17 protein-coding genes, 4 tRNA genes, 1 other RNA gene and 1 pseudogene are annotated in these 23847 nt (G+C 71.1%); 13 read left to right on the top strand and 10 right to left on the bottom strand.

Features of this window, described 5'->3' with window-relative positions:
• Window positions 1-91: 91 nt before the first annotated feature.
• Complete coding sequence (locus tag ACIBIW_RS06035) at window positions 92-475, bottom strand: Dabb family protein (RefSeq protein ID WP_399332415.1); 384 nt, start codon at window positions 473-475, stop codon at window positions 92-94.
• Window positions 476-557: 82 nt separating this feature from the next.
• Between ACIBIW_RS06035 and ACIBIW_RS06030 the strand changes: the two genes are divergently transcribed.
• From ACIBIW_RS06030 to ACIBIW_RS05985, 10 genes are all read left to right on the top strand, one after another.
• Entirely contained in the window at window positions 558-1214 is a 657-nt protein-coding gene (locus ACIBIW_RS06030; RefSeq protein WP_399332413.1) for a TetR/AcrR family transcriptional regulator, read from the top strand.
• Between the two features lie 368 nt (window positions 1215-1582).
• Window positions 1583-2167 (top strand): hypothetical protein, encoded by a 585-nt coding sequence (locus tag ACIBIW_RS06025; protein ID WP_399332411.1) that lies wholly within the window; start codon window positions 1583-1585, stop codon window positions 2165-2167.
• Window positions 2168-2180: 13 nt separating this feature from the next.
• The gene (locus ACIBIW_RS06020; RefSeq protein ID WP_399332927.1) at window positions 2181-2726 is read left to right on the top strand and encodes a phosphotransferase family protein; all 546 of its coding nucleotides are present in this window, start codon (window positions 2181-2183) and stop codon (window positions 2724-2726) included.
• 52 nt (window positions 2727-2778) lie between these two features.
• Window positions 2779-2850: transfer RNA gene (locus tag ACIBIW_RS06015), tRNA-Gly, on the top strand.
• 64 nt (window positions 2851-2914) lie between these two features.
• Window positions 2915-2990, top strand: a tRNA-Gly gene (locus ACIBIW_RS06010).
• 115 nt (window positions 2991-3105) lie between these two features.
• A complete protein-coding gene (locus tag ACIBIW_RS06005) occupies window positions 3106-4089 on the top strand; it encodes an ABC transporter ATP-binding protein (RefSeq protein ID WP_399332409.1) in 984 nt (327 codons plus the stop codon).
• Entirely contained in the window at window positions 4086-4889 is an 804-nt protein-coding gene (locus ACIBIW_RS06000; RefSeq protein ID WP_399332407.1) for an ABC transporter permease, read from the top strand. The genes ACIBIW_RS06005 and ACIBIW_RS06000 overlap by 4 nt, the downstream gene beginning before the upstream one ends.
• 82 nt (window positions 4890-4971) lie before the next feature.
• A complete protein-coding gene (locus ACIBIW_RS05995) occupies window positions 4972-6402 on the top strand; it encodes a sensor histidine kinase (RefSeq protein WP_399332405.1) in 1431 nt (476 codons plus the stop codon).
• 2 nt (window positions 6403-6404) lie between these two features.
• The gene (locus ACIBIW_RS05990) at window positions 6405-7025 is read left to right on the top strand and encodes a response regulator (protein WP_399332925.1); all 621 of its coding nucleotides are present in this window, start codon (window positions 6405-6407) and stop codon (window positions 7023-7025) included.
• 89 nt (window positions 7026-7114) lie between these two features.
• Window positions 7115-7190 (top strand) — tRNA-Gly (locus ACIBIW_RS05985).
• A 154-nt stretch (window positions 7191-7344) separates the two neighbouring features.
• On the opposite strand, the gene ACIBIW_RS05980 is transcribed toward ACIBIW_RS05985, so the two are convergent.
• From ACIBIW_RS05980 to ffs, 6 genes are all read right to left on the bottom strand, one after another.
• Entirely contained in the window at window positions 7345-8244 is a 900-nt protein-coding gene (locus ACIBIW_RS05980) for a phosphoribosylaminoimidazolesuccinocarboxamide synthase (protein WP_399332403.1), read from the bottom strand.
• Between the two features lie 96 nt (window positions 8245-8340).
• Entirely contained in the window at window positions 8341-9837 is a 1497-nt protein-coding gene (locus ACIBIW_RS05975; RefSeq protein WP_399332401.1) for a N,N-dimethylformamidase beta subunit family domain-containing protein, read from the bottom strand.
• Between the two features lie 1064 nt (window positions 9838-10901).
• Window positions 10902-12728 carry a hypothetical protein gene (locus tag ACIBIW_RS05970; RefSeq protein WP_399332923.1) on the bottom strand — a complete coding sequence of 609 codons (1827 nt, stop codon included), beginning with the start codon at window positions 12726-12728 and terminating at the stop codon, window positions 10902-10904.
• 872 nt (window positions 12729-13600) lie between these two features.
• Window positions 13601-14854: a phosphoribosylamine--glycine ligase gene (gene purD, locus ACIBIW_RS05965; RefSeq protein WP_399332398.1), complete on the bottom strand. Its 1254-nt coding sequence runs from the start codon at window positions 14852-14854 to the stop codon at window positions 13601-13603.
• 75 nt (window positions 14855-14929) lie between these two features.
• Window positions 14930-17218, bottom strand: coding sequence for a DNA polymerase III subunit gamma and tau (locus ACIBIW_RS05960; protein WP_399332397.1), 2289 nt, complete (start codon window positions 17216-17218; stop codon window positions 14930-14932).
• Between the two features lie 41 nt (window positions 17219-17259).
• Window positions 17260-17356: signal recognition particle sRNA small type (gene ffs, locus ACIBIW_RS05955), an RNA gene on the bottom strand.
• Between the two features lie 73 nt (window positions 17357-17429).
• On the opposite strand from ffs, the gene ACIBIW_RS05950 reads away from it, so the two are divergent.
• A tRNA-Ser gene (locus ACIBIW_RS05950) sits at window positions 17430-17517 on the top strand.
• Window positions 17518-17585: 68 nt separating this feature from the next.
• Here ACIBIW_RS05950 and ACIBIW_RS05945 read toward each other — a convergent pair.
• Window positions 17586-18288: pseudogene (locus tag ACIBIW_RS05945) on the bottom strand (tyrosine-type recombinase/integrase); the annotation flags it as partial.
• A gap of 43 nt (window positions 18289-18331) precedes the next feature.
• On the opposite strand from ACIBIW_RS05945, the gene ACIBIW_RS05940 reads away from it, so the two are divergent.
• The gene (locus tag ACIBIW_RS05940; RefSeq protein WP_399332395.1) at window positions 18332-19099 is read left to right on the top strand and encodes a transposase; all 768 of its coding nucleotides are present in this window, start codon (window positions 18332-18334) and stop codon (window positions 19097-19099) included.
• Between the two features lie 386 nt (window positions 19100-19485).
• Here the strand turns inward: ACIBIW_RS05940 and ACIBIW_RS05935 are convergent, their stop codons facing one another.
• Window positions 19486-20991, bottom strand: coding sequence for a DNA sulfur modification protein DndB (locus ACIBIW_RS05935; protein ID WP_399332393.1), 1506 nt, complete (start codon window positions 20989-20991; stop codon window positions 19486-19488).
• A gap of 11 nt (window positions 20992-21002) precedes the next feature.
• Window positions 21003-21344 (bottom strand): hypothetical protein, encoded by a 342-nt coding sequence (locus ACIBIW_RS05930; protein ID WP_399332391.1) that lies wholly within the window; start codon window positions 21342-21344, stop codon window positions 21003-21005.
• 1195 nt (window positions 21345-22539) lie between these two features.
• Here ACIBIW_RS05930 and ACIBIW_RS05925 point away from each other — a divergent pair.
• Window positions 22540-23172, top strand: coding sequence for a hypothetical protein (locus ACIBIW_RS05925; protein ID WP_399332389.1), 633 nt, complete (start codon window positions 22540-22542; stop codon window positions 23170-23172).
• Window positions 23173-23847 lie beyond the last annotated feature (675 nt).

Raw genomic sequence — 23847 nt, 5'->3', positions numbered from 1 at the left:
GCCCGGCGCCCCGCGCGCCCATGGCCGGGGCCGTCGCATGTCCGGGGCCGTCTTCGCATGTCCGGGGCCTTGGCGCGTCGCGGGCGGGCCGTCACGCGTCGGTGACGAGCAGCGGTCCGAGCTGGGCCGCCCACTCCGGGTACCTGGCCGCCTTCCGCTCGTGCAGCGCCATGACCTTGTCGCCGAAGCCCGGATCGCCGTCGTCGCAGAGGTCGGGTCCGATCGCCAGCCTGGCGAGGTGCGGCAGGATCTCGGGGTCGCCCGCCAGATGGACCGGGTCGTTCATGTACCGGTCGAGCGCGGCAAGGCCCTCGATGCCCACGCAGTACGCGTGGGTGAAGCCACCGTGGGGTTCGAGGCTCTGCCCGACGACCCCGAAGGACACCGAGTCGAGCGCCGCGGTACGCCGCATGACCGTCAGCACCCGCTCCTTCTCCTCCTCGGTCGTACCGTCCCTGAAGGCGAAACGCAGCATGTGAACAAGCATGATCGCATCTCCGATTGAACTCACTGGTTCAGTTAAACGGCCTAGATGGTCGCACCCGTAGAATGAACTCATGAGTTCAGGAACGTCAAGGGCCGCGGAACCGGCGGGCGGCGCGGGGCCGCGCGGGCGCATCGACAAGCGGCAGGCGATCCTCCGGGCGGCGTTCACCGTCTTCGCGCGCCGCGGCTACGAGCAGGCGTGCGTACGGGAGATCGCCGACGAGGCGGGCGTCGCCAAGCCGACCGTCTACAACCACCTGAACGACAAGGAGACGCTTTTCCGCCACACGGTCATCGCGGCGGCCGACACCGTGGCCGCGGACAACTTGGCGGCCGTCGAGCGGCTGCGCGACCCCGGCGGCGACCTCGGCGCCGTCCTCACGGACGTGGGTCTTCGACTGCTGCGGGTCTGCTGCGGCGAGCGCGCCACGGCGCTGCGGCGGCTTAGCAGCGCCCAGGCGGCGAGCATGCCCGACCTCTTCGAGACGGTCATAGAACGCACCGGGCTCGCCGTCCGCGACGCGCTCGCCGACCGGTTCGCCCGGCTCTCCCTCGCGGGCCGCCTGCGCGAGTGCCCTCCCGACCAGGCGGCGGAACAGTTCGTCGCCCTGCTCACAGGACCCGCCGAGACCCGCTCCCGGTTCGGCACCCGCCGCGTCCCCGTGGCCGAGCAGCGCGCCGTCGCCACCGCGGCGGCGGACACCTTCCTTCGCGCGTACGGCAGTTGAGCGCGGGGCCGGTCAGGTCCGCCCCGGCCGTGTCCATGAGTCGCCGTACTCAGATTCCCTGACGGGCATACACAAGCGGGAGACCGCAACGGCGTTCTAGCGTGGGGCCGTCACGCGCGCCGGTGCGGGCGCCGCCGCGCGGGCAGACGGCCGCAACGGCCGCCGCGGTCCCACGGCCGGGCCACGCGACCGGCCGACAGATCCGCCCGCCCAGGCAGGTCAGGCCGCTCATGCTTGATCACGACCGGCCTGGGCGGGCTCCTCAGGGGGCCTGCGGATCAACGGGCCCACGGGTCCACAGGTCTAGGGAGCCGCCGGGGCCACGGGGCCGACAATCGGGCAGACGGCAGACAAGGGAGGTCCACTTCGTGTTGCGGGTGTTCGCCGCGCGGGTCCTGGAAGCGCGCAGGCCGCGCATGTACGCGGTGGCCGCCGTCGCCGCACTGGCCGCCACCGCCGCCCTCACCTGGTACGTACGCCCCGCCTCCGGGCTCGGCTACCCGCCGCCCGTGCTCGACCCGCCCACCGCGAAGACCGGCACGGGGTCCGTCTCCACCGAGATCCTGGACGCCCTGGACGTCCCCGGCAGCAGGGCGGCCGAGACCCTTCCGGGGCTCGCGTCCTGCCCCGAGGACCACCACCTGTTCCGCGTGGTGCACCGCTGGACCCTCTACGGCGTCGAGACCGACCGCCTCGAAGCGGGCCTGCGGCGGCTGCGCGCGGCGCTGCCCGCACTGCACTGGAAGACCACGGGCACCGGGACGGCCAGGGGGCGCCGGCCCGTCCCGCGCGCCCTCACCGCGGAACGCGAGACCGACCACTTCTCGCTCACCGCACAACTCCTCCCCGACACCGCCGCAGCCACCCACACCTCCACGCCGCGCATCCGCGTGAGCATCGCCTCCGGCTGCTACCGCACTCCCGCGTCCGCCAGGCCCACACAGGTCTCCTGAGCCCACCAGTGGGCTGCCCGCACGCCTCGGCCTCCGCCTCCCGCGCACCCCGTGCCACCTCGACGTCTGGCCCGGCAACCTCATCCGCCGCCCCGACGGCGAAGTCGTCTTCCTCGACTGGGCGTTCACCGGCGACGGCGCCGTCGGCGAGGACGTCGGCAACCTGATCCCCGACTCCGTACTCGACCGCTTCCTCCCCCACGAGTCCCTGGACGAACTGGACGCCGCCGTCACCGACGCCTACCGGGGGGCCTGGCCGACGCCGGGCCCCGGCCCGACCCCCGGCTGGTCAGGCTCGGCATCTGCGCCTCCCGGTCAAGTACGAGTGGCTGGCCCCCCGCACCCTGGAGGCCGCCGCGTCCGAAGGGCACCTCGCCTACGGCGGCGCCCCCGCAGCCGACACCGACTCCCTCTACGCCGCGAAGGCCGCCACGCTCGGCCTCATGGTGCGGTGGGCCGACGAGGCGCGGGCGCTGGCGGCCGCGCTCGGGCTGTGGTGACCGCGCCCGCACGGCCCCCTGAGCCGCCGATTTGGCATCAGCCCCCTGAGATCGGCTAGAGTCAGGGTCACGCCGAGGGGCAAGGCCGAAAGGCCGGAAGCCCGGAGCCGCGCGGGTGTAGTTCAGTAGTAGAACGCCCCCTTTCCAAGGGGGAGGCGCATGGTGCAATTCCTGTCACCCGCTCTCCAGTAATCAGGCCCCGGCCGCCCGGTCCATCGGGTACGCTGAGCCCTCACCGGAAAACCCTGCGGACGTAGCTCAGTTGGTAGAGCGCAACCTTGCCAAGGTTGAGGTCGCGAGTTCGAGCCTCGTCGTCCGCTCCAGAACCCCGGCCACGCGCCGGGGTTTTTTCATGCCCTCCCTCCCCCTGACATTTGTCATGACGGCCGGTGACACCACGCACTGCCCCGGCCCCCGGGCCGCGGGCACGCTGGAGGCATGAACACGGATCATCGCGTGATCGAGGCAAGCGATCTGCGGCGCGTCTACGGGGGCGGGTTCGAGGCGGTGCGCGGAGTGAGCTTCTCCGTGGCCCGCGGCGAGCTGTTCGCCCTGCTGGGGACGAACGGCGCGGGCAAGACCTCCACCGTCGAACTTCTAGAAGGACTCGCCCCCGCCTCCTCCGGCACGGTGCGCGTCCTCGGGCACGACCCCCACACCCAGCGCGCCGCCGTGCGCCCCAGAATCGGCGTCATGCTCCAGGAGGGCGGCTTCCCCTCCGAGCTGACCGTCACCGAGACCGTCCGCATGTGGGCCGGATGCACAAGCGAGGCCCGCCCCACCGCCGAAGCGCTCGACATGGTCGGCCTCGGAAGCCGCGGCAGGGTCAGGGTGAAGCAGCTCTCCGGCGGCGAGCGCCGCCGCCTCGACCTCGCCCTCGCCCTCCTCGGCCGCCCCGAGGTCCTCTTCCTCGACGAGCCCACCACAGGACTCGACGCCGAGGGCCGCCACGACACCTGGGAACTCGTGAGGGCCCTGCGCGACTCCGGCACCACCGTCCTGCTCACCACGCACTACCTCCAGGAAGCCGAGGAGCTGGCCGACCGGCTCGCCATCATGCACCGCGGCCAGATCTCCGTCACCGGCACCGTCGCCGACGTCATCGCCCACCAGCCCGCCCACATCTCCTTCGAGCTGCCGTCCGGCCACCCCGGGGCCCAGCTCCCCCCGCTCGAACACCTCGGCATCACCAGCCAGACCCACACCGGCAGGAAGACCGTCCTCACCACCGACCGGCTCCAGCACTCCGCCACCGGACTCCTGCTCTGGGCCCGGGACCACGGTGTCGAGCTGCGCGACCTCGACATCAGGTCCGCCACCCTCGAAGAGGCGTTCCTGCGCATAGCGGGACACGCGGGCACCGAGCCCGCCCCCGACTCCGACACCGCCGAGGCACCCGCCCACGAGGAGACCCTGGTATGAGCGCCATCGCCCTGCCCCCGCACCGCGCGGGCCGCGGCACCACCCCCCTCGGCCGCATGCGCGCCCTCGCCCGCGCCGAGCTGACCCTGCTCGGGCGCGCCAAGGGCACCCTGTTCGCCGCCCTCGTCGTCCCCCTCGTCCTCCCCTTCAGCGTCAGCCAGGCCGCCGACGGCATGGACCTGAAGAAGGCCGGGCTCACCCTGGGCACCGTGGTGCTGCCCGCCGGCATCGGCTTCTCCATGATCTTCGCCGTCTACACATCCCTGACCACCGTCTACGTCGGCCGCCGCGAGGAGCTGGTCCTCAAGCGGCTGCGCACGGGCGAGCTGCGGGACCGGGAGATACTCGCCGGGGCTGCCGTGCCCACCGTCGGCATATCCCTCGTCCAGACCGTCCTGCTCGCCGTGATCTGCACCATCGTCCTCGACATGTCGGCGCCGCCCGCGCCGCACCTGGCGATCCTCGGCATCGTCCTCGGCATCGGGCTGTGCGCCTGCCTCGCCGCGGTCACCGCGGCCTTCAGCCGCACCGCCGAGACGGCGCAGGTCACCGCCCTGCCCCTGATGTTCGTCTCCATGATCGGCTCGGGTGTCTTCGTCCCCCTTGAGGTCTTCCCCGACACCGTCGCGAAGATCTGCGAGCGGCTGCCGCTGACCCCCGCCATCACCCTGATCAGGGCGGGCTGGACCGGCGACCTCTCCGCGGGCGACACCGTCAGCGCGCTGCTGACCGGTCTGGTCTGGCTGGCCATCGCGGTGTTTGCTGTACGACGGTGGTTCCGCTGGGAGCCGCGCCGCTGACCGGCGGCGCACCCCCGGCCCCCGGCCCGGCCCCAGGCGCCCCAGGCCCGGCCCCAGGCGAAGAGAAGGCGGTGAGGCACCCATGCAGGAGCAGGACGTCGCGACGGACCAGGACCCCCACACCCCGGCCGCGAGCCGCCCCGGTGACGGGCCCCGCCGCACCACACCGCGCCCGCCCGGCGCCCTGCGCTACTGGCACCGCCAGAAGTGGGCGAACTCCAGCAAGATCGAGCGCGTCGACGCGTACTCGCACCTCACCATGGACGTGCTCCCCTGGTTCCTGCTGCTCACCTGGTCCGCGCTGCCGACGATGCTGGGCGTGCTCGTCGACCGCCACGCCCACCAAGCGGCACCGCTGGCGCTGTCCTGCCTGATCATCCCCGTCAACATCGCGCAGTGCGCGCTCGGCAACCGGCAGACCAGGGCAGCCGTCGCCCACTACCTGCGGCGCGGCGAGTTCCCGCTGCGGCGGCTGCGCCCGGCGTTCGCCCTGATGTGCCTGGCCCTGGCCCTGGAGATCACCCTCCAGGCCGTGTACCACGGCTGGCCGAGCATCTATATGACGCTGCTGTTCACCCCCGTGCCCCTGCTGATGCCGTACACGCTCCTCGTGCCGGTGCGCACCTCCCTGCGCTGGTCCCTGGTGGGCACGGGCGTCGTCACGGCCACCATGGCCGCGATCGGCATGAGCAGCGGGGCCCTGATCGGTGTGGCACTCGCGCTCATGGCCAGCGCCCTGATGTCGCTGACGACGGTGCGGCCCTGCGCCTGGACGCTGTCGGTGATGTGGGAGGCGGAGAACAACCGGGACGTGCGCGCCCGCCTCGCGGTCGCCGAGGAGCGCCTGCGCTTCGGCCGCGACCTCCACGACGTGATGGGCCGCAATCTCGCCGTGATAGCCCTCAAGAGCGAGCTGGCGGTCCAGCTCGCCCGCCGCGGGCGGCCCGAGGCCATCGACCAGATGACGGAGGTGCAGCGCATCGCCCGCGAGTCCCAGCGCGAGGTCAGGGAGGTCGTACGCGGCTACCGCGACGCGGAACTCGGCGCGGAGCTGGCGGGCGCCCAGGGCGTCCTCACCGCCGCCGGCATCCACTGCGAGGTCACCGGGTCCGCCGCGGGCCTCCCGCTCGCCGTGCACTCCGCGCTGGCCTGGGTGGTGCGGGAGTGCACCACCAACGTCCTGCGGCACAGCGACGCCGCCCACTGCAAGGTCGCGCTCGGCAGAAGCGGCGACCGCGTCGTCCTCACCGTCGAGAACGACGGGCTGCCCACCGCGCCGCGCCAGCGCACCGGCAGCGGCGGCACCGGGCTGAGGGGCCTGCGCGAGCGCCTTGCCGAGGTCGAGGGCACCCTCACCAGCACCAGCGCGGACGGCAGGTTCCGCGTCGAGGCGACCGTGCCCGCGCCCCGCCTCGCCACCAGGGAGCCGAGGACCCACCGCCCCGGGGAGCCCGCCGCCGCCGGTGCCTCCCCGGCCGTGACACCCGCCATCGACGAAAGACGGCCCGCGTGACAGTGCGAACCGAGACACCGGTCAGGGTGCTCCTCGCGGACGACGAACACCTGATCCGGGGCGCCCTCGCCGCCCTCCTCGCCCTGGAGGACGACCTCACCGTGGTCGCCGAGGCCGCCTCGGGCCCCGAGGCCCTCGCCATGGCCAAGGCGCACACCCCCGACGTCGCCGTCCTCGACCTCCAGATGCCGGGCACCGACGGCGTCGGCGTGGCCGACGCGCTCCGCCGCGAGCTGCCCGGCTGCCGCGTCCTCATCGTCACCAGCCACGGCCGCCCCGGCCACCTCAAGCGGGCGCTGGCCGCCGGGGTACGCGGCTTCGTGCCGAAGACCGTCAGCGCCCAGGACCTCGCCGAGATCATCCGCACCGTCCACGCGGGCGCCCGCTATGTCGACCCCGAGCTGGCCGCCGACGCCATATCGTCAGGCGACTCCCCGCTCACCGCCCGCGAGGCCGAGGTGCTCGAACTCGCCGCCGACGGCGCCCCCGTCGCCGAGATCGCCGAACGCGCCGCCCTCTCCCAGGGCACCGTCCGCAACTACCTCTCCTCCGCCGCCTCCAAGATCGGCGCCGAGAACCGCCACACCGCCGTCCGCATGGCCAGGGAGCGCGGCTGGGTCTGAGGCGCGCCCCCGAAGGGCTCCCGAGCGGCCTCCCGGAAAAAGCCGCACCCGTTCGGGGGACGGCATTGGGTATAGTGAGCGCACGCCATGCGGACGTAGCTCAGTTGGTAGAGCGCAACCTTGCCAAGGTTGAGGTCGCGAGTTCGAACCTCGTCGTCCGCTCCAGCAGGGCCCGGCCCACCGGACCCGACCGAGAGCCCCCGGTTCCCACCGGGGGCTTCGCCGTGTGTCCGCCGCCCACGGCCTCCCGGCGGCCGGCGGCCCCGGGCGGGGCGCCTGGGGCGTGGGGCGTCGGGTCAGGGGGCCTGCCGCGGCCGGGTCACGTCCAGGGGGTCCCCGTAAGACGTTCGAATGCTTCGACGTACTTGCCGCGGGTCGCCGCGACGACCTCGGGCGGCAGCGGCGGGGGCGGCAGTTCGCCCGCGCGGTCCCAGCCGGAGGCGTCCGAGGTCAGCCAGTCCCGTACGTACTGCTTGTCGTACGAGGGCTGGGGGCGGCCCGGGGCCCAGCCGTCCGCGGGCCAGTAGCGGGAGGAGTCGGGGGTCAGGACCTCGTCGGCCACCATCAGCTCGCCGTCGTGGAAGCCGAACTCGAACTTGGTGTCCGCGAGCAGCAGCCCCCGGTCGAGCGCCAGGTCGCGGGCGCGCGCGTACAGCGCAAGCGTGGTCTGGCGCAGCAGGGCCGCGGTCTCCGCGCCGGTCCGCCGGGCGACCTCCTCGTACGACACGTTCTCGTCGTGCTCGCCGACCTCCGCCTTGGTCGCCGGGGTGAAGATCGGCGCGGGCAGTTCGGAGCCGTCCTCAAGGCCCTCGGGCAGCGCGAGCCCGCACACCGTCCTGGTCTGCCGGTACTCGGCGAGGCCAGAGCCGGTGAGGTAGCCGCGCGCGACGCACTCCACCGGCACCATGTCCAGCGGCCGGCACACCATCACCCGGCCCTCCCAGTCGGCCGGGGCGCCCTTGGGCAGGTCGGTGCCGATGAGATGGTTCGGCACGATGTCGCCGATCCTGCCGAACCACCACAGCGAGAGCTGGGTCAGCACCCGGCCCTTGTCGGGGATCTCCGTCGGCAGCACCCAGTCGTAGGCGGAGATGCGGTCGCTCGCGACCATCACCAGCTCGCCCGCCTCGTTCCGGTAGAGGTCGCGCACCTTTCCCGTGTGCAGATGTACAAGCCCCGGGACCTGCAACGGCTCCGGCTTTTCCACGAATCCGGTCACAGCGGTCTTCCTCCCGGCGCTCGGAATGTCGAGGCGATTGTCTCGCACGCGCGCGGGGAGGGGCCGCTCGGGACCCGGGGGTCGACTCCGTACGGCTCAGTCGCGTTTGCAGATGCGGTCGAGCAGATTGGCCGTGGCCCGCTGAACCCTGGAGTCCCGATGGCCCGGCCGGTCGAGCGCGGGCGACCACGCGAAGGTGCCGGACGCGAACACCAGCGCCCCCGAGGGCGCCCGGTACAACGATGTCTCCTGGTGTCTGCGGTTGCCCTCGGTGTCCCGGTAGGGGGAGTGCGCGAGCAGGATGCGGTCCTGGTGCTGGGGGAGCTGCACCCGCGGGAAGTAGTGGTCGGCCTCGCCGGCCACCAGACCGTCCAGCTCGTCGCCCTCGTGCGCCCCCGTCGCCTCCCACAGCCAGTGGTCACCGTTGGCCACGACGAGCGGGCCCGGCTCGGGCACCCGGCCCGCGTACTGGATGCCGAGCAGCAGTTGCTCGGGCCTGTCCACCTCCCGCCACAGCGCGGGGCGCCCCGGCCCGCGGCGCTTGCGGCACATCAGCAGCCGGTCCTCCACCCCCGACGCCGACGCCGCCAACTCCACCTGCCAGTACATGGTGTTCGCCGACAGGAACACCAGGCTCGTGCCCTGGTCCCTGGCCTGCTCCGCGGCCCTGCGCATCGGCGCCGACCAGTACTCGTCGTGTCCCGGGAAGACGAGGCCGCGGTAGCGGGAGGGGTCGATACGGCCCGCGTGCAGGTCGCGGGCCTCGGCGTAGGCGAGGTCGTAGCCGTAGCGCTCGGCCCAGCGGATGAAGTCGTAGGCGTGCCCGACGTGCAGCGGCAGGCCCGCGCCCGCGTAGGGGCGGTCGAAGGAGACCGTGGTGGCGGCGTCCTTCTCGCCGAGCAGCGCGCCGTTCTCGTCCCAGGCGTGGTAGAGGCTGGCGCCGGTGTGGCCGTCCTCCGGGTAGAGGTTGTACGCCTGCCAGGTCAGGTCGGGCAGCAACAGCAGCAGGTCGGCCGCGCGGTCGTCGCGGACCGTGAAGGGGATGTGGGAGCGGTAGCCGTCCAGGGTGGTCAGCACCGCCACATAGGCGCCCACGTTCCAGTAGCTCGGCACCTGTAAACGCCAGGAGAGCCACCAGTGGTGGCAGGAGACCGTGCGGCCCGCCGTCATCGGCGCGGGCTGCGCGATGCCCGCGAGCCGGGGGCTCGTGGTGATCTGCGCGGCGCCGTCGCCGCTGTAGTGCCCGATGCGGTAGATGTCGACGCTGAACTGCTGCGGCGGGTCCACCGTGATCCGGAAGTCGATGGCCTCGCCGGGCGCCACCGCGCTGTTGGACGCGAAGCCCTTGATCTGCCGGTGCACGTCGTCCGCGGTGCGCGGGCCCGCGGTCGGGCGGGAGCCCGGGATGCCGTCGGCGCCGGGGGCGTGCTCGACGTACCAGGGCACCACGTGGCCCGTGTCGTCGAAGTACACCTCGCTGCCGCGCAACCAGGGCAGCGGGCCCTGTCCGAAGGGGTCGCTGACGCCGTGCGCGAGTGCGCCCGACTCCCAGCGGCGGATGTGTTCGGGCCGCTCCGGCCGGTCTGGTCCCATGCGGCTCCCCTCCCTCGTCCCCCGTTGTACTTGTCGCAGATGACCAGCGGCCTTGGTCCGGCCCTGGCCGGTCGGTCCGGACACCGCGGCGGTCGACCGCGGGTGGTCCGGTGGTGCGGTGCCCCGTGGGGGCGGTGTGCGGTGTGCGGTGGGTGTCTGGCTCGGCGGTGGTGTGCGGTGCGGCCTGTGGCGGTGGCGCTCTCGGCCTGGGTGGGCGGCGGGTTGTGGGTGTGGGCGGTAGGGGCGGGTGGCGCGGGCGGTGCGAACCGGTGTCGCCGTGCCCCGGCGTGGGTGCGTCCGTGCGCCGGGAGGCGCACGGCCCGGCGGTGGGGTCCCGCGGGGTGATGTGGCGTGAAGTGCCGTGCCGCTGGTCCCCGTTGATGTCGTGGCAACCGTGCCGCCGGGCGCTTGTGGCGCGATCGGCTGACGCGTCGCCCCGACAAGTTCCCCGGGGAACAACTCCCACCAGCACATCACATACCGCAGGCACCTCGTCACCTTTCGTCGTGACTTGACCCGCGCAAAACCTCACACCCGTCGACCGCCCGAGACGGTTGCGGAGCAAGTTGCGCCGTGCTCCGGCATGGACCCGAGCGTCGTGAGGGCGGCTTCGCGACGTCGCGCAAGTACCGGCCATACGATCGGTAACTCCGGGTAATCGCTGGACGGAGGCGGTACGCCGTCGCATGCCCCGCGCACGGGGCGCCGCCGACCGCGCTCCCACACGCACGGCGCCCGGCCCGACGCGCCCCCCGAGCCCCCGTGAGCGGTCCCGTCCGACCTTCCGCCCTTCGGCGCACATCACCGAAAAACTTCACCCTTGTGGGGGTTGGGGTGGACTGGCGTTCGATGAGGGGGTGTGGGTGCGGCGGGGTGTGGTCCAGGGGGCGGGCTAGGGGTCGGAGCAAGGTTGCGGGATGCGCGATCGGCGGCAGCCCGGGCGTTCGTTCTCACGGGGTGCCCACCCGCCCCCGGCACCCCGGCCGCCCGCCCGCTCCCCTCCCGGCTGCTCGGCTTCCCGGCTCCCGGCTCCCGGCTCCCGGCTCCCGGCTCCCGGCTCCCGGCTAAGCCAGTCGTACGGGCTTCTCCGGGCGTACTCCGAGGCGGGTGAGCCAGCCTCGTAGCGGCTCGGGGTCGCCCTCGTCGACGAGGCTGTGTACGCGGGGGGCCAGGTCGGCGGCGCGTTCGCCGTCGACGAGCAGGGCGGGGCCGTCGAGCCAGTCGAGCCCGGGGGTGGCGCCCGCGGTGTCCACGGCGGCGCAGCAGACCATCGCGGTCACATGGTCGACCAGCAGTTCACGTCCGGTGCGCGGGGGCTGCGCCGGGAGCAGGGGGAGGCCGTCGCCGTCCCAGGCGGGCGCACCGTCCTGCGGGCCGCCCGCCTCGGTGACCCCGGCCGACTCGTCGGGGGCCGCGGCCTCTTCCCTGGCCAGCTCGGCGCTGAGGCCGGCCGCGAGCGCGGCGCCCGGACCCTCGGGCTCGTCGCCGTCCGCGTCGGGTATGTGGGGGCCGACGGTCTCCGGCTCCGGCGCGCCCGCCAGGTGCTCCATGACCCGGGTGAGCGTCGGCGCCAGTGCCCCCACGGCCGAGTCGGCGTGGCTCGCGGCGGGCCCGAAGCCGTGCGCGCGGGCGGGGGGCGCCGTGCCGCCACGGGCGTGGGCGCCCGCGTACCCGAGCACGGGCGCGGGGGGCGAGCCCGCGCCGCCATGGCCGCCGGTGGCGCCGTCGGGGGCGAGACCGTCGAGGACGCGGTGCAGCCTGGCGGCGTCCGCGCGCCATTTGCGGTCCACGACCTCGTCCGGGTACGCGGCCCAGTCGACCGGTGCCCAGTCGGGGCCGGGCCTGGCGGGGCCGCCGTGGAAGATACGGGCGGCGAGCAGCGAGGCGGCCTCGTCCACCGCGCCGGGCTCTTCCAGCAGGTCACAGGCGGGGCGCTCGCCGAGCCTCGCCGCGAAGTTCTCCGCGAGCCGGTCCCGCCGTGACAGCTCCGTGAGGGCGGCCACCACGCCCGCGTCGAGCCGCGACGGCCAGCGGCCCATCCGCCAGGCGGGCAGTGCCACCCTGGTCAGCAGCCGGTCCCAGCCCGCGTACGCAAGACCGACCTGCTCCTGGGCGACGATCCTGAGGCCGAAGTCCACCGACTGGGCGCGGTCTGCCGCGGCGGCGGCGACGGCGCGCTCCATCTCGCCCGCGTGCACCCGGCAGCCGCGCAGCAGGGTGCGGGCCACCCAGCCCACGGCGCGCAGTCCGGCGCCCGTGAGCCGCCCGCGCCCCGGCGTGGAGGCGACCGCGAGCGCCGCGTCGAGCCCCCGTATGAAACGGCGCGCGGCCGCTATGTCGGGGTGCGCCGAGGGGCCGGTGCCCGCGACCACGGGGGCGAGCACCGCGCGTAGCTCCGCGACCCGCATCCACCACAGGAAAGGAGAGCCGATGACGAGGACGGGGGCCTCGGGGGGCCGGTGTGCCGAGCGCGGGTGCCTGGGCGTGCCGTGCGCGGGGTGGGTGCGGTCCTCAAGCCAACTGTCGCAGTCGGGGGTGAGCGCTATGCCGGACGGGGCGGGGACGCCGAGCCGGTCGGCGAGGTCGCGCACGAGGCGGTAGAGGTCGGGGGCCGACTTCTCCGCCAGTACGACGGTGGGGCTGACCGCGGGGCGCGCCCTGGCCACCACCAGCGCCACCCCGGCCGCCGCGAGCAGCACGAGGGCGGCGAACGCGGTCACCGCCCAGCGCGCGCTGTCCCATGTGTCCCCTTCGATGTGCCCGGTGGCGCCGCCCGCAAGCAGCACCACGGCCACGGCCGCGGGCAGCAGGGCGGCGCCCAGTGCCCACCCGCGCACGCGCAGCACCGCGAGCGCCCGCGCACGCGCGGACGCGCCCGCCTCCACCGCCATCCCGGACACGATCGAATGTCACCCCCTTCTGCATCGCCCGTGTCGCCTGTGCTCTGGGAGCCACCGCGAACGGACAAGCCTGGCATTGCTCACTCCCCCACTGTGGCACCCGCCACCGACATCGCAATGTCAGTGGGCCAAGTGCCGGAATGCCTCCGCGGCACCCTAGTTGGGGCCCTGCTTCGCGTCAGCCGGATGGCGCAGCGGTCACCCGATGGAATGGCTCGGCCCCCTCCAGCCCCATCCCCTCGGCGCGGCTCCCCAACCCCCGGGCGGAGTTGGGGTAACGGCGCGGGCAGGCCCACTCTGGCACCGTTCCGTGGCGGCGTGACGGCGCACGGTGAGGGGGCACGCCGGGCGGGGGCCGATGTTTTCCCGTACAAACGCCGGTTGGAAAGTCGTACGAGCGCCGGTGGGTGGTCCGTCGGACCTGGTCGGGGCGGTGAGGGGCGCCGTGCGGACGGACGTGGAGCGGTGGCGGCCACCCCGCGGAGGGCTTGTTCGCCGGGGGCGGGCACCGGGGTGAAGCAGACGGCGTACGAAAAATCACGCGAGGGAGCGCGCACGCCGGGCGCACGGTTCCGGGTGCGAGCGGGGGGCGAGCAGAACGCGCCGGGCGCCCGCGCAGGGGGCGGGGACGCGTATGGCAACGGGGGTGTGGTGCGGGCGCCGCCGGGGCAGGCGCCTGCGGCAACCGGGGCAGGCGCAAGTGGCGACCGGAGCAGGCGCAAGTGGCGACCATGGCAGCCGCCGAGGCGGCGGCGCCGGTGGGTACGGCGGCGGGGCCGCCCGTGGGGACGGCAACCGGATCAGCCGCCGACAGCGGCAGGAGCGCGGGCGCCGCCCGGGATCAGGCGCCGACGCCGACCGGCTCAGGCACCGGCGGCCGCCGCCTCCGCGATGTCCGTCCTGTGCTGGCTGTCCGCGAGCCGTACGCGTCCCACGGCCGCGTACGCCCGTTCCCTGGCCTCCGCCAGATCGGCGCCGGTGGCGGTCACCGAGAGCACCCGGCCCCCGGAGCTGACCACGGTGTCGCCGTCGCGCCGGGTCCCGGCGTGCAGGACGTACGCGTGCGGGGCGTCCTTCTCCGCGATCTCGTCGAGCCCGTCGACGGGGTCGCCGGTGCGCGGGGTGCCGGGGTAGTTGTGCGAGGCGACGACCACGGTGACGGCGGCGTCGTCGCTCCACCGCAGCGGTTCGAGTGCGGCGAGCCGCTCCTCGGCGGCGGCGAGCAGCACCCCGCCGAGCGGGGTCATGAGCCGCGCCAGCACCACCTGGGTCTCCGGGTCGCCGAAGCGCGCGTTGAACTCGATGACCCGCACCCCGCGCGACGTGAGCGCGAGCCCCGCGTACAGCAGCCCGGCGAACGGCGTGCCGCGGCGCCGCAACTCGTCCACGGTGGGCTGCAAGACCGTGCGTACGACCTCGTCCACGAGGCCGGCCGGCGCCCACGGCAACGGTGAGTAGGCGCCCATGCCGCCGGTGTTGGGCCCGGCGTCGCCGTCGAGGGCGCGCTTGAAGTCCTGGGCGGGCCGCAGCGGTACGACGGTGGTGCCGTCGGTGATCGCGAACAGCGAGACCTCGGGCCCGTCGAGGTACTCCTCGATGACGACGCGCCCGCAGGCGCGCGCATGCGCGCGTGCCGCCTCGACGTCGTCGGTGACGACGACGCCCTTGCCCGCGGCGAGCCCGTCGTCCTTGACGACGTACGGCGCCCCGAACGCGTCGAGGGCGGTGTCGGCCTGCTCCGCGGTGGTGCACACGTAGCTGCGCGCGGTGGGCACCCCGGCCTCCGCCATGACCTCCTTGGCGAACGCCTTGGACCCTTCGAGGCGTGCGGCGTCCGCGGAGGGCCCGAAGCAGGGGATGCCCGCGGCCCGTACGGCGTCGGCGACCCCGGCGACCAGCGGCGCCTCGGGGCCCACGACCACGAGTCCGGCGCCGAGTTCACCCGCGAGCGCGGCGACGGCCGCGCCGTCGAGCGCGTCCACCCGGTGCAGCTCCGCCACCTCGGCGATACCGGCGTTGCCCGGCGCGCAGTGCAGGGCGGTGACGCCGGGGTCGAGGGACAGTGCGCGGCACAGGGCGTGTTCGCGGGCGCCGCCGCCGATGACTAGGACCTTCACGCCGTTCAGCCTAGCGGCCGTCCGCCCGCGCCCGGGACAGGCCGCTTAAGAGCCCCCGGCCCCCTCCCGGTGCGCTCACGCCTGCATCTCCCCTTCCCCGTACTCCTCCATGACCGTGGCGCCCAGCTCGCGGACGATGAGTTCGCGTCCGGAGAGGGCGCTCTCCTCCAGGTCGGGGTCGTCCTCCTCCGGGACGTCGTCCTCGGGGGAGACCACGCGCCGCTCGGGTCTTGGCGGCGGCGCCTGCCCGGCGCCGGGGGCGGGCCCTGGCCCTGACGCGGGGCCGGGGCCGCCGCCGGCGGGCGGCGCGGGAGGCGGTGCGACCGTGGCCCCGGGCGGCGGCCCGGGCCTTGACGGCCCCTGCGGTCCGGGCCCCGGACCGCCTGTCCCGGGACCGGCGCCAGAACCGCCGCCGAAGCCGGAGGGCCCTGCGGGACCGGCCCCCGGCGGTGTCCCGTAGCCGCCGGGCCCGGGGCCCGGCCTGCCGGGGGGCGGCGGCGGGGCGGAGCCCCCTGAGGGGTCGACGATCGGCTCGATCTTCCACTGCACCCCGAACCGCTCCGAGAGCGCCTGCCGCAGTACGTCCTCGCTGCCGCTGCTCGCGAAGTTGTCACGGGCGCCGACGTTCACGAAGCCGATCTGGAGGGTGGTGCCGTCGAAACCTGCGACGTGCGCGTTCTGACTGAGCAGAATCCAGGTGAAGCGGCGGCGGTTCTTGACCGTCTCCAGAATGTCGGGCCACAGCGTCCTGGGGTCGAGTCCGCCCCCGCCGGACGGCGCCCCACTGCCCGCGGGCGCGCCCCCGCGAGGCAGCCCGGAGGGCGCGGAAGACGGAGGGGACGACGGGGAGGCCGCGGACGCGCCCCCGGTGGGCCAGCCGCCGGGCCGCCGCTCGGCCTGCCCTGACCTCTCGGGCTGCCCTGACCGCTCGGCCCCGGGCCAGGCACCGGGACGCCCCCCTCGCGCCCCCGCACCCTCACCGGACGGCGCCGCCGCCCCCGGGGCCGGACCCTGCCCGCCCCCACCGGGCCCGGGATCGGAGGCAGGCGCAGGGGCGGGAGCGGGACCGGCGGCGGGAGCGGGAGGAGCGGCAGGCGGGGCCACCGGCGGCGCCCCGGACGCCGCCCCGGGCACCTCGGGATGGGCCTCGGAAGCGGGCGCGTACGCGACCGGCGGGGCGGGATCACCGGACATGACCTGCACCTGGACCCCGCGCTCGACCCGGTCGAGCCTGGCGAGCACGGAACGCTCGTCCGTGTACGCCGCGGGCAGCAGAACGCGCGCGCAGATCAGCTCCAGTTGGAGCCGGGGCGCCGTCGCGCCGCGCATGTCGGTCAATCCGGTGTTGACGAGGTCGGCGGCGCGGCTCAGCTCGGCGGCCCCGAAGACGCCCGCCTGCGCCTGCATCCGCTCGACGACGTCGGCGGGGGCGTCGATGAGCCCCTTGTCGGCGGCGTCGGGCACGGCGGCGAGGATGAGCAGGTCACGCAGCCGCTCCAGCAGGTCGGCGACGAAACGGCGTGGGTCGTGGCCGCCCTCGACGACCCGGTCGACGACCTCGAACGCGGCGGCCCCGTCCCCGGAGGCGAAGGCGTCCACGGCGGAGTCGAGCAGGGAGCCGTCGGTGTAGCCGAGGAGCGCCGTGGCCATGGCGTATGTCACGCCGTCGGCCCCCGCGGCGGCGAGGAGCTGGTCCATGACGGACATCGAGTCACGCACGGACCCGGCACCGGCCCGCACGACCAGCGGCAGCACCCCGTCCTCGACCGGGATCTGCTCCTTGCCGCAGACCTCGGCCAGGTAGTCCCGCAGGGTGCCCGGGGGCACGAGCCGGAACGGATAGTGATGGGTGCGTGACCTGATGGTGCCGATGACCTTTTCCGGCTCGGTCGTCGCGAAGATGAACTTGAGGTGCTCGGGCGGCTCCTCGACGACCTTCAGCAGGGCGTTGAACCCCGCCGAGGTGACCATGTGGGCCTCGTCGATGATGTAGATCTTGTAACGGCTGGACGCGGGCCCGAAGAACGCCTTCTCCCGCAGGTCACGCGCGTCGTCGACACCGCCGTGCGAGGCGGCGTCGATCTCGATGACGTCGATGGAGCCGGGCCCGTTGCGCGCGAGGTCGAGGCAGGACTGGCACTCACCGCACGGCGTGGGCGTGGGCCCCTGCTCGCAGTTCAGACACCGGGCGAGAATCCGGGCACTGGTCGTCTTCCCGCAGCCGCGCGGGCCACTGAACAGGTACGCGTGATTGACCCGGTTGTTCCGCAGGGCCTGCTGCAACGGGTCGGTAACGTGTTCCTGCCCGATGACCTCGGCGAACGACTCCGGGCGATAGCGGCGGTACAGCGCGAGAGACGACACGCATACGAGGTTATAGCCGCCCACTGACACACGGCCCCACACGTTGACGCCCCTCACGTACCCGCCAGAGCCGACCTACCCTTGCTGCCTTCCGGCCCTGGGGGAGTTCAGTCAGATAGCGCCACGCGAGGGGCTGCGCCCAACCCTACCCGATCCCCACCCCCCACAACGAGTTCGCCCGCACCCCACCGGGTCCTGTAATGTTCCCGCCGGAGGATTCGCCTAGTGGCCTAGGGCGCACGCTTGGAAAGCGTGTTGGGGGCAACCCCTCACGAGTTCGAATCTCGTATCCTCCGCCATTGCTCTCACCGGGCAATACGTCGTGGGGCCCCGCTACTTGTAGCGGGGCCCCACGACGTTGTCCGTCTCAGTCGGCCGTCTCTGCCGTGTCGTCGCCAGTACCGGACAGAACCCAGAGCGCATCGCCTCCTTGCTGGGTGACCTTGCGGAGCATGGTCCCCGTCACCTGCACGTACCAAGCACGCATCCGCGCCGCTCCCCGGGTTCCCACCCATGATCGCGTCGATCACTACGTCTGGAACGCCGAGGATCAGCAGAACGGTCGCGGCGGTATGACGAGCGTCATAAAGTTGGCCGTCCCGAACTCCGGCGTCCCAAAGCAGTCACTTCCAGACGTGGAAGTCCGCGTTCGGGCTCAACGGCCCGCCGGTCGGTGAGGCAAAGATGTACCCCTTGCCCTCCCCAGCAGCCAGGTCAACGTCCTCCCAGTGCACCCCGAGCGCTTCCCTCTGCCGCAGGCCGAGGGCAAGAGCGACGACCCAGCGGGCGCTGTTCCGCAGCTTGACCGCCTCCACAAGCAAGCTCTGCACCTCCTCGATCGTGTACGGCTCGATGTCTTCCTCTTCGAGACGAGGAGCCTTGGCGATCTCCGCCACATTGGTGACGATGTGCCCATGCCTGACCGCTTCGCCGAGCGCAACGCGGATCGTCCGGTGTACGTGGTGGGCAGTGCCTGCAGAACTGCCTCCCGGCTGCATCTTCCGGTAAAAGCGTTCGTGGTGCTCAGCCTCCAGGCGATCGAGCTTGTGAGCACCCAGACCGGGGACTAAGGGCTGTCCCGTAAGTGCTGGTCACACATGAGATGATCTTGGTGTGTCTGGTGTGATCACGGTGTCGGAGCCGTCCTGGATAGCCCCGTTCACCGGGCTGAGCCCGCGGGCCTTCGGGAAGCTGGTGGCGGTTCTGCGGCGTGAGGGTGCGGACGCGGTTCGCAAGGGCCGGCCATGGAGTCTGCCGCTGGAGGACCGGGCACTGCTGGCCGCGGCGTACCGGCGGACGAACCTGACCATGCGGCAACTGGCCCCGCTGTTCGGGGTGTCCAAGCCGGCGGCGGACCGGATCATCGACCACCCCGGCCCGAGGCTCGCTCTCCAGCCCCGCAAGCGGTCCGGCAAGGACACCGTTCTGATCGTGGACGGCACCCTAATCCCCACCCGCGATCACAGCGTCGCAGAGCAGTCCAAGAACTACCGCTACCCCACCAGCCACCAGGTCGTCATCAATGCCGACACCCGACTGGTCCTCGTGGTCGGCAGACCCCCGCCCGGCAACCGCAACGACAGCAGGGCATGTGAGGAATCCGGCACGAAGGCCGCCGTCGGCACAGCCATGACCATCGCCGACGGCGGTCATCCGGGCACCGGGCCTGTGAGGCCCCACCGCCGCCGCACAGGCGGGGAACTGCCCGACTGGAAGCAGGCGCACAACAAGTCCCACAAACAGGCCCGTGCCCGCGTCGAGCACGTCTTCGCCCGCATGAAGAACTGGAAGATCCTCCGCGACTGCCGCCCCAAAGGCGACGGCGTCCACCACGCCATGCTCGGCATCACACGGATGCACAACCTCGCCCTCGCCGGATAAACCGCAGGGCCGTACGGCACACCGCCCTACCCGCGGCCAGTCAGAGATCATTTACGGGACAGCCCTTAGCGAGCCACAGTCCCCACGTCCGCCGGAGTGCCCCTTCCAGACGTCAGCCGATGCTGTTGTCGTCATCCGAGATGCTGACGCCTCATAAAAGATGGGCCCTCAGTTGCGACAGGTCTGCAACTGAGGGCCCATCTGTGAGTTAATCGCCATCTCCGCCAGGTCGCGGTATTTCTCCGTGGCTCCAGGGGCGTGAAACTGTTCCTGGAAGGTTCCACCAGTTGATCCAGGGCGGGATCCGTAGCGCCGGCCCTTAGGTACGGCAAGGCCGTGAGTTAAGAACCCACGGCCGCCTAATCAGCGCGGCCAGCGTGTGGGGTCTAGTTGATGGGCTCAGATTCGCTGCTGGTGAGCTCGGTCCAGGTGTCGGAAAGGATCTTGTTCTCAACATGGCCGATGTGCGCTGGCGTGTTCGAGGCTGCCGCTGCGACGACGGTCTCCCCAGTGCTTTTCAGCTTCACCGTCTTCTTGGTACCGTTTTTCTCCTGCAAGCAGCCTGTGATCCGAATCCAATGGCGGCGGTCACGCCGCCATTCGATGGCAGCCAGACGCCGCTTGAACTCATCAAAGGACACCGCCGGAGAAGGAACCGACTGTTCCGCAATGATTTCGGTGAACCTCTTCACCAACTGCTCAGTCGTGTCGTCTCCGGTTGCAGTCTCCTTCTGCATCGCGTCCATGATCGGCCCCAGTTTTTCACGCCGCACTTGATTGTAGGCCAACGCGAGGGCCTTGAGAGCAAATGCCCATCCATGGACGTACAACCGTCGGTAGGTGTCAGCCTGCTTGGTATCACTCCAGGCGACCCCGAATTGACCTTCCAACGTTTGCAGAAACTCGCGGCAGTACGGCAACACCGCCTCGATGTGATGGTGCTTGATGTGTTCACGCTTACGGTTGCCGTGGGAGATCACATTGAGCAGTATCTGCTCGAGCGTCGATGCGTCGACGATGTTCTGCACCGCGGTGAGCGTGGCTCCTGTACTGCGGCCATCTGCGACGCGATCCTCGAAGATAGTACCCTTGACTGCCTGGTTGCGCAGCTTAGCCAGGGCGGACGAGGTGTCGAATGTCGCCACCAAATTGGTGTTCTTCTTCGTGCCGCGTCCATTGCGATCTGCGAAACTCTGGGCCGCCGCGTCGACGTTAACCTTCAACTCGATCTCAAGCGTCACGAAGAAGGTGTCAAGTGCACCGCTCTGAAGTGCGAGTCGATTCTGCGCTGCTTCGAACAGGGCTGCGGTCTGGGTCTGTCCGTCGGCCTGCATGATGGGCCGCTTTGGCAGGTAGATCTCGCCGTAGATGGCTGCCGGGTTCGCTTCATCGAACGAGACAAAAATAGGCTGAGGATCTTCTTCGAACTCCTCAACTGACTGCCAACCGGTGACGGTAGGAAGGTATGCAACCCGCTCACCGCGGACGGCCTCCAAGATGTACCGACTGAAGTCACCACGATTGCTGGCCTTCGCGCCCTTGAAATCGCTTTGCGTCTTGAGGTGGGCGGCCTTCATCCCGTTGGCCTCATAGTCGACAGCGCGTGGCGGATCGGAAGGGTTGTACTTCACGAGGTCCGTAAATTGCTGCAGGCTGGGATGGACTGTGACGCAGATACGGTATCCTTCCACCGCACCTTTCAGGCACAGCGTGCCGCGGATAGCATGTCGCTTCTCCCTCTCGTGCTGGAAGCGGTAGCGATGCTGCTCGAAGTTCTCTCGCGCCTCCGCGTCAGAGCTGACACGAAGGATGCGCAGACCTCCGTACGTCGCGTCCTCAGGGATTTCCTCGGTGTTGATCAGTTTCTGCTGACTAATAAACGGCGTACTCATGACGTCTCCTGCTAGTAAAGCTCGACGCCCATCGAGGCAAACAGCCCCGACTGGCCCGGAATCACGGGAAGCGATGCGGGTTCTGCAGAGGCCGGAATGCCACCTGCATAGGCAAGGACGGGCGACAGAGTGACTAGCTCGATCGAAAGATTCATCCGCTCGACGGTATACGCGATCTCAGGTTGAAAATCGAACGCTGCGATGACGCCACGGATCAAACAGTCGTTGCCGGAAGCTTCTTCAGCACGACGCGCCATGGCCACGTAGACCAGTATCTGCCCAAGCGCCTCATAACTCGCACCAATCTTGAACTCCCACAGGCGAGTGACGTCGCTCCGATCGATCGTGCGCATGTCCGCACGTACGGCCGTGCCCTCGTAACTGTTCTCCCGTGCGATAAGCAATTCACCCGGACGGTGTTGGGCGAGTTCCGAAGCGTAGTAGTCCCGAACTCTGCACTCGCGCTCGTGAGGCACTAAACGATCTCGCGTCATCGCGTCTAACTCTCCTGCCTGTCAACTCTCGCCTCGAAGAGGCTATGTGATAACTCCTCAACTCGCAAGTGCATCTCGGAGAGATATGCATGGACTGTCGAGACGACCGCGTGCACGCACGCCAGACTCTGCAGAGCGTGGAAGGCGTCAGTACCGATCGCGCCTGAGGAGATGCGACAACCGCACGCCGGTGGGGACCGGAGACGTGTTGGCTCCGGGGGCGCTTCGCCCGACTGTCGCTGGCTGAAGTGTGAACGGGTCATGCCGACTTCAGTCGAGAGGACCCAGGAGCTCCAGAGCAGGCCTACCTGCAGGCTGAGTTGACCGCTCTTCGGTAACTGGACGGCGTCTAGTTAGCTTTGAGAAGCCGCTACCACGGCATGCCATGATGCGGTCTCACCTGTCCTCTGATGCACAAGCAGCAGGGATGAGCGAGAGCGTCGCCGTCATCTCAACCTGCGGGGGGTGCCCCGGCGCCTGCACGTAACGATCGAGAGACACCTCAACTTGTTCGTGTCTCTGTCGGCCTCGCCCGCCTTCCTCGTGTCCTGGCCGCTATCGTCGGCGTCGCGGGCCGGAGCTACTGGTTCCTGCTGTGACCTCGTGACGGGTGGTACGCCGCACGGCCTGACCCGACTATCAGCGTCAGCCCTGGACTACCTGTGGGCAGGGTGATCTCAATAGGTGCCCTCAACTGCGTCATTTCGTGAGCCAGAAGCCCCCTCCGGAGCCGTGTGCGCAGGTTCGAATCCTGCCGGGCACGCCTTGCACAAGGTACCCGTCGACCCCGTCAACAGCGGAGACGCTGAGGCCGGGGTCTTCGCGTGTGTGCAGCCGTATGCCCCTCGGAGCCCTCATGGCACGCACCACAAGCGCACCGGATCGAGCGGGGAACGGCGGGGATTACGGTGAATGCGGCCCGGCCCGCCGAGGCCGCTCACCGAGCCTCCGTCCAGAACGCCCGTCCACGTGGCAACCCCGTGACTTGGTTCAAGCTCACCCCAGGCTCGGCGGCAAGGTTTGATGCCCACGTAAGGCGCTCAAGATTGGAAGCATGAGCAACTGGGGGGATCTGGCAGGCCAGACTGTCGGTGCACTCATAGGAACGTTGACCGGCGGAGCTATCACGGTGCACGTGGCACGCTGGCAAACCGCAAGGACGATCGAGGCCCAGGCTGAACTTGCTGCTTCTCAAGAAGCTGCCACCAGCGCGTTAGCGCGTCGGCAATGGACGCAGCAGCGCTCCGCCGAGGCCGCACAGCGGCTCCTGGAACGGCTCGCGAATCTTTACGCATGGCTACCGTCACTGCCAGACCTTGCCCTGGACGAACCTCAGGTGAGCCCCGAGGCTCGTGAGCATTGCATAGTGGCTCTCAGCTCAATCCGCCAAGGCATGCAAACCGACCTTCTCTCCATAGGCAACGATCGCGTTCGTGCCCGGTACAGGACTCTCGTGCGGCTGGGCTACGACGTCGGGTGGCGAGGCATCGGCCAGAGCAACCGCGTGCGTCAGATTCGCGACGTGCGCGGATACCTGCGCTATGTCCAGTCCACCCTGGAGGCCGTGATCGACGGAAGCCCCTTACCTGATGACTGCGAGGCTCCAGCGCTTGACCGGAGCGACAGCGCTCCTTGGCTGCCTCCAACGGTACCCTGGCACTGGCGAGACCCAGCCGACGGCAGTTGAGAACCGGCTATACGAGATTGCAGGCTTCACGCTTCCGCTGTACGCGCGTCCGCCGTACAACAGCGAGGCACAGCAACCACATCAACCGACCATGGCTCGTACAGCCTCCCGGGGATCTCCAGGTGACCTCTATGACCCCAGTTGACCAAACTCTGTAGAGCTACGGATCAGAAGGTTGCACCAGGTAGAGAGGGTCCGGCCTCGTGCCGGGCCGTCTCAGTTTCCGTCTCATTCAGCCCCGTTCACAGCCGTTCAGGCGAGACCCAAAGCCGTCCTGACGGAGAAGGCCAGTTCATAATGAACGCAGGTGAACGCACCCATACAGGGCTTGGCGAGTGACCAACAGACTTGGAAAGCGCGTTGAGCCCCCCCCGCACGAATTCGCCTCTTGTATCCTCCGCCACGGCCTGCCAGCGGACACGAGGCTCCGACCCGTGCTTCCGGGTCGGAGCCTCTCCGGCTTCCTGGTCTCCCTAGTCGCGATTGTCGTGACCGTGCCCGTCCGGCCCGGGCAAACGGACGACTCCGTCCCACCGGTGTCGGCAGCGGCTGAGCTGTGGCACCGCGTTTGAACGGGAACGAGACGAATGGGGTGGCCTGGCGCGCGCACTCCGGTGGTCGTGAGGCATCCGTCGACGACTTCGCCGCAGTACCGCGGCGCGGGACCGGCGCCGT

This window comes from Streptomyces sp. NPDC050560 (assembly GCF_044457285.1).
GTDB lineage: Bacteria > Actinomycetota > Actinomycetes > Streptomycetales > Streptomycetaceae > Streptomyces.
The sequence above is the reverse complement of the archived record's forward strand: the minus strand, read 5'-3'. Positions and strand labels throughout refer to the sequence as shown.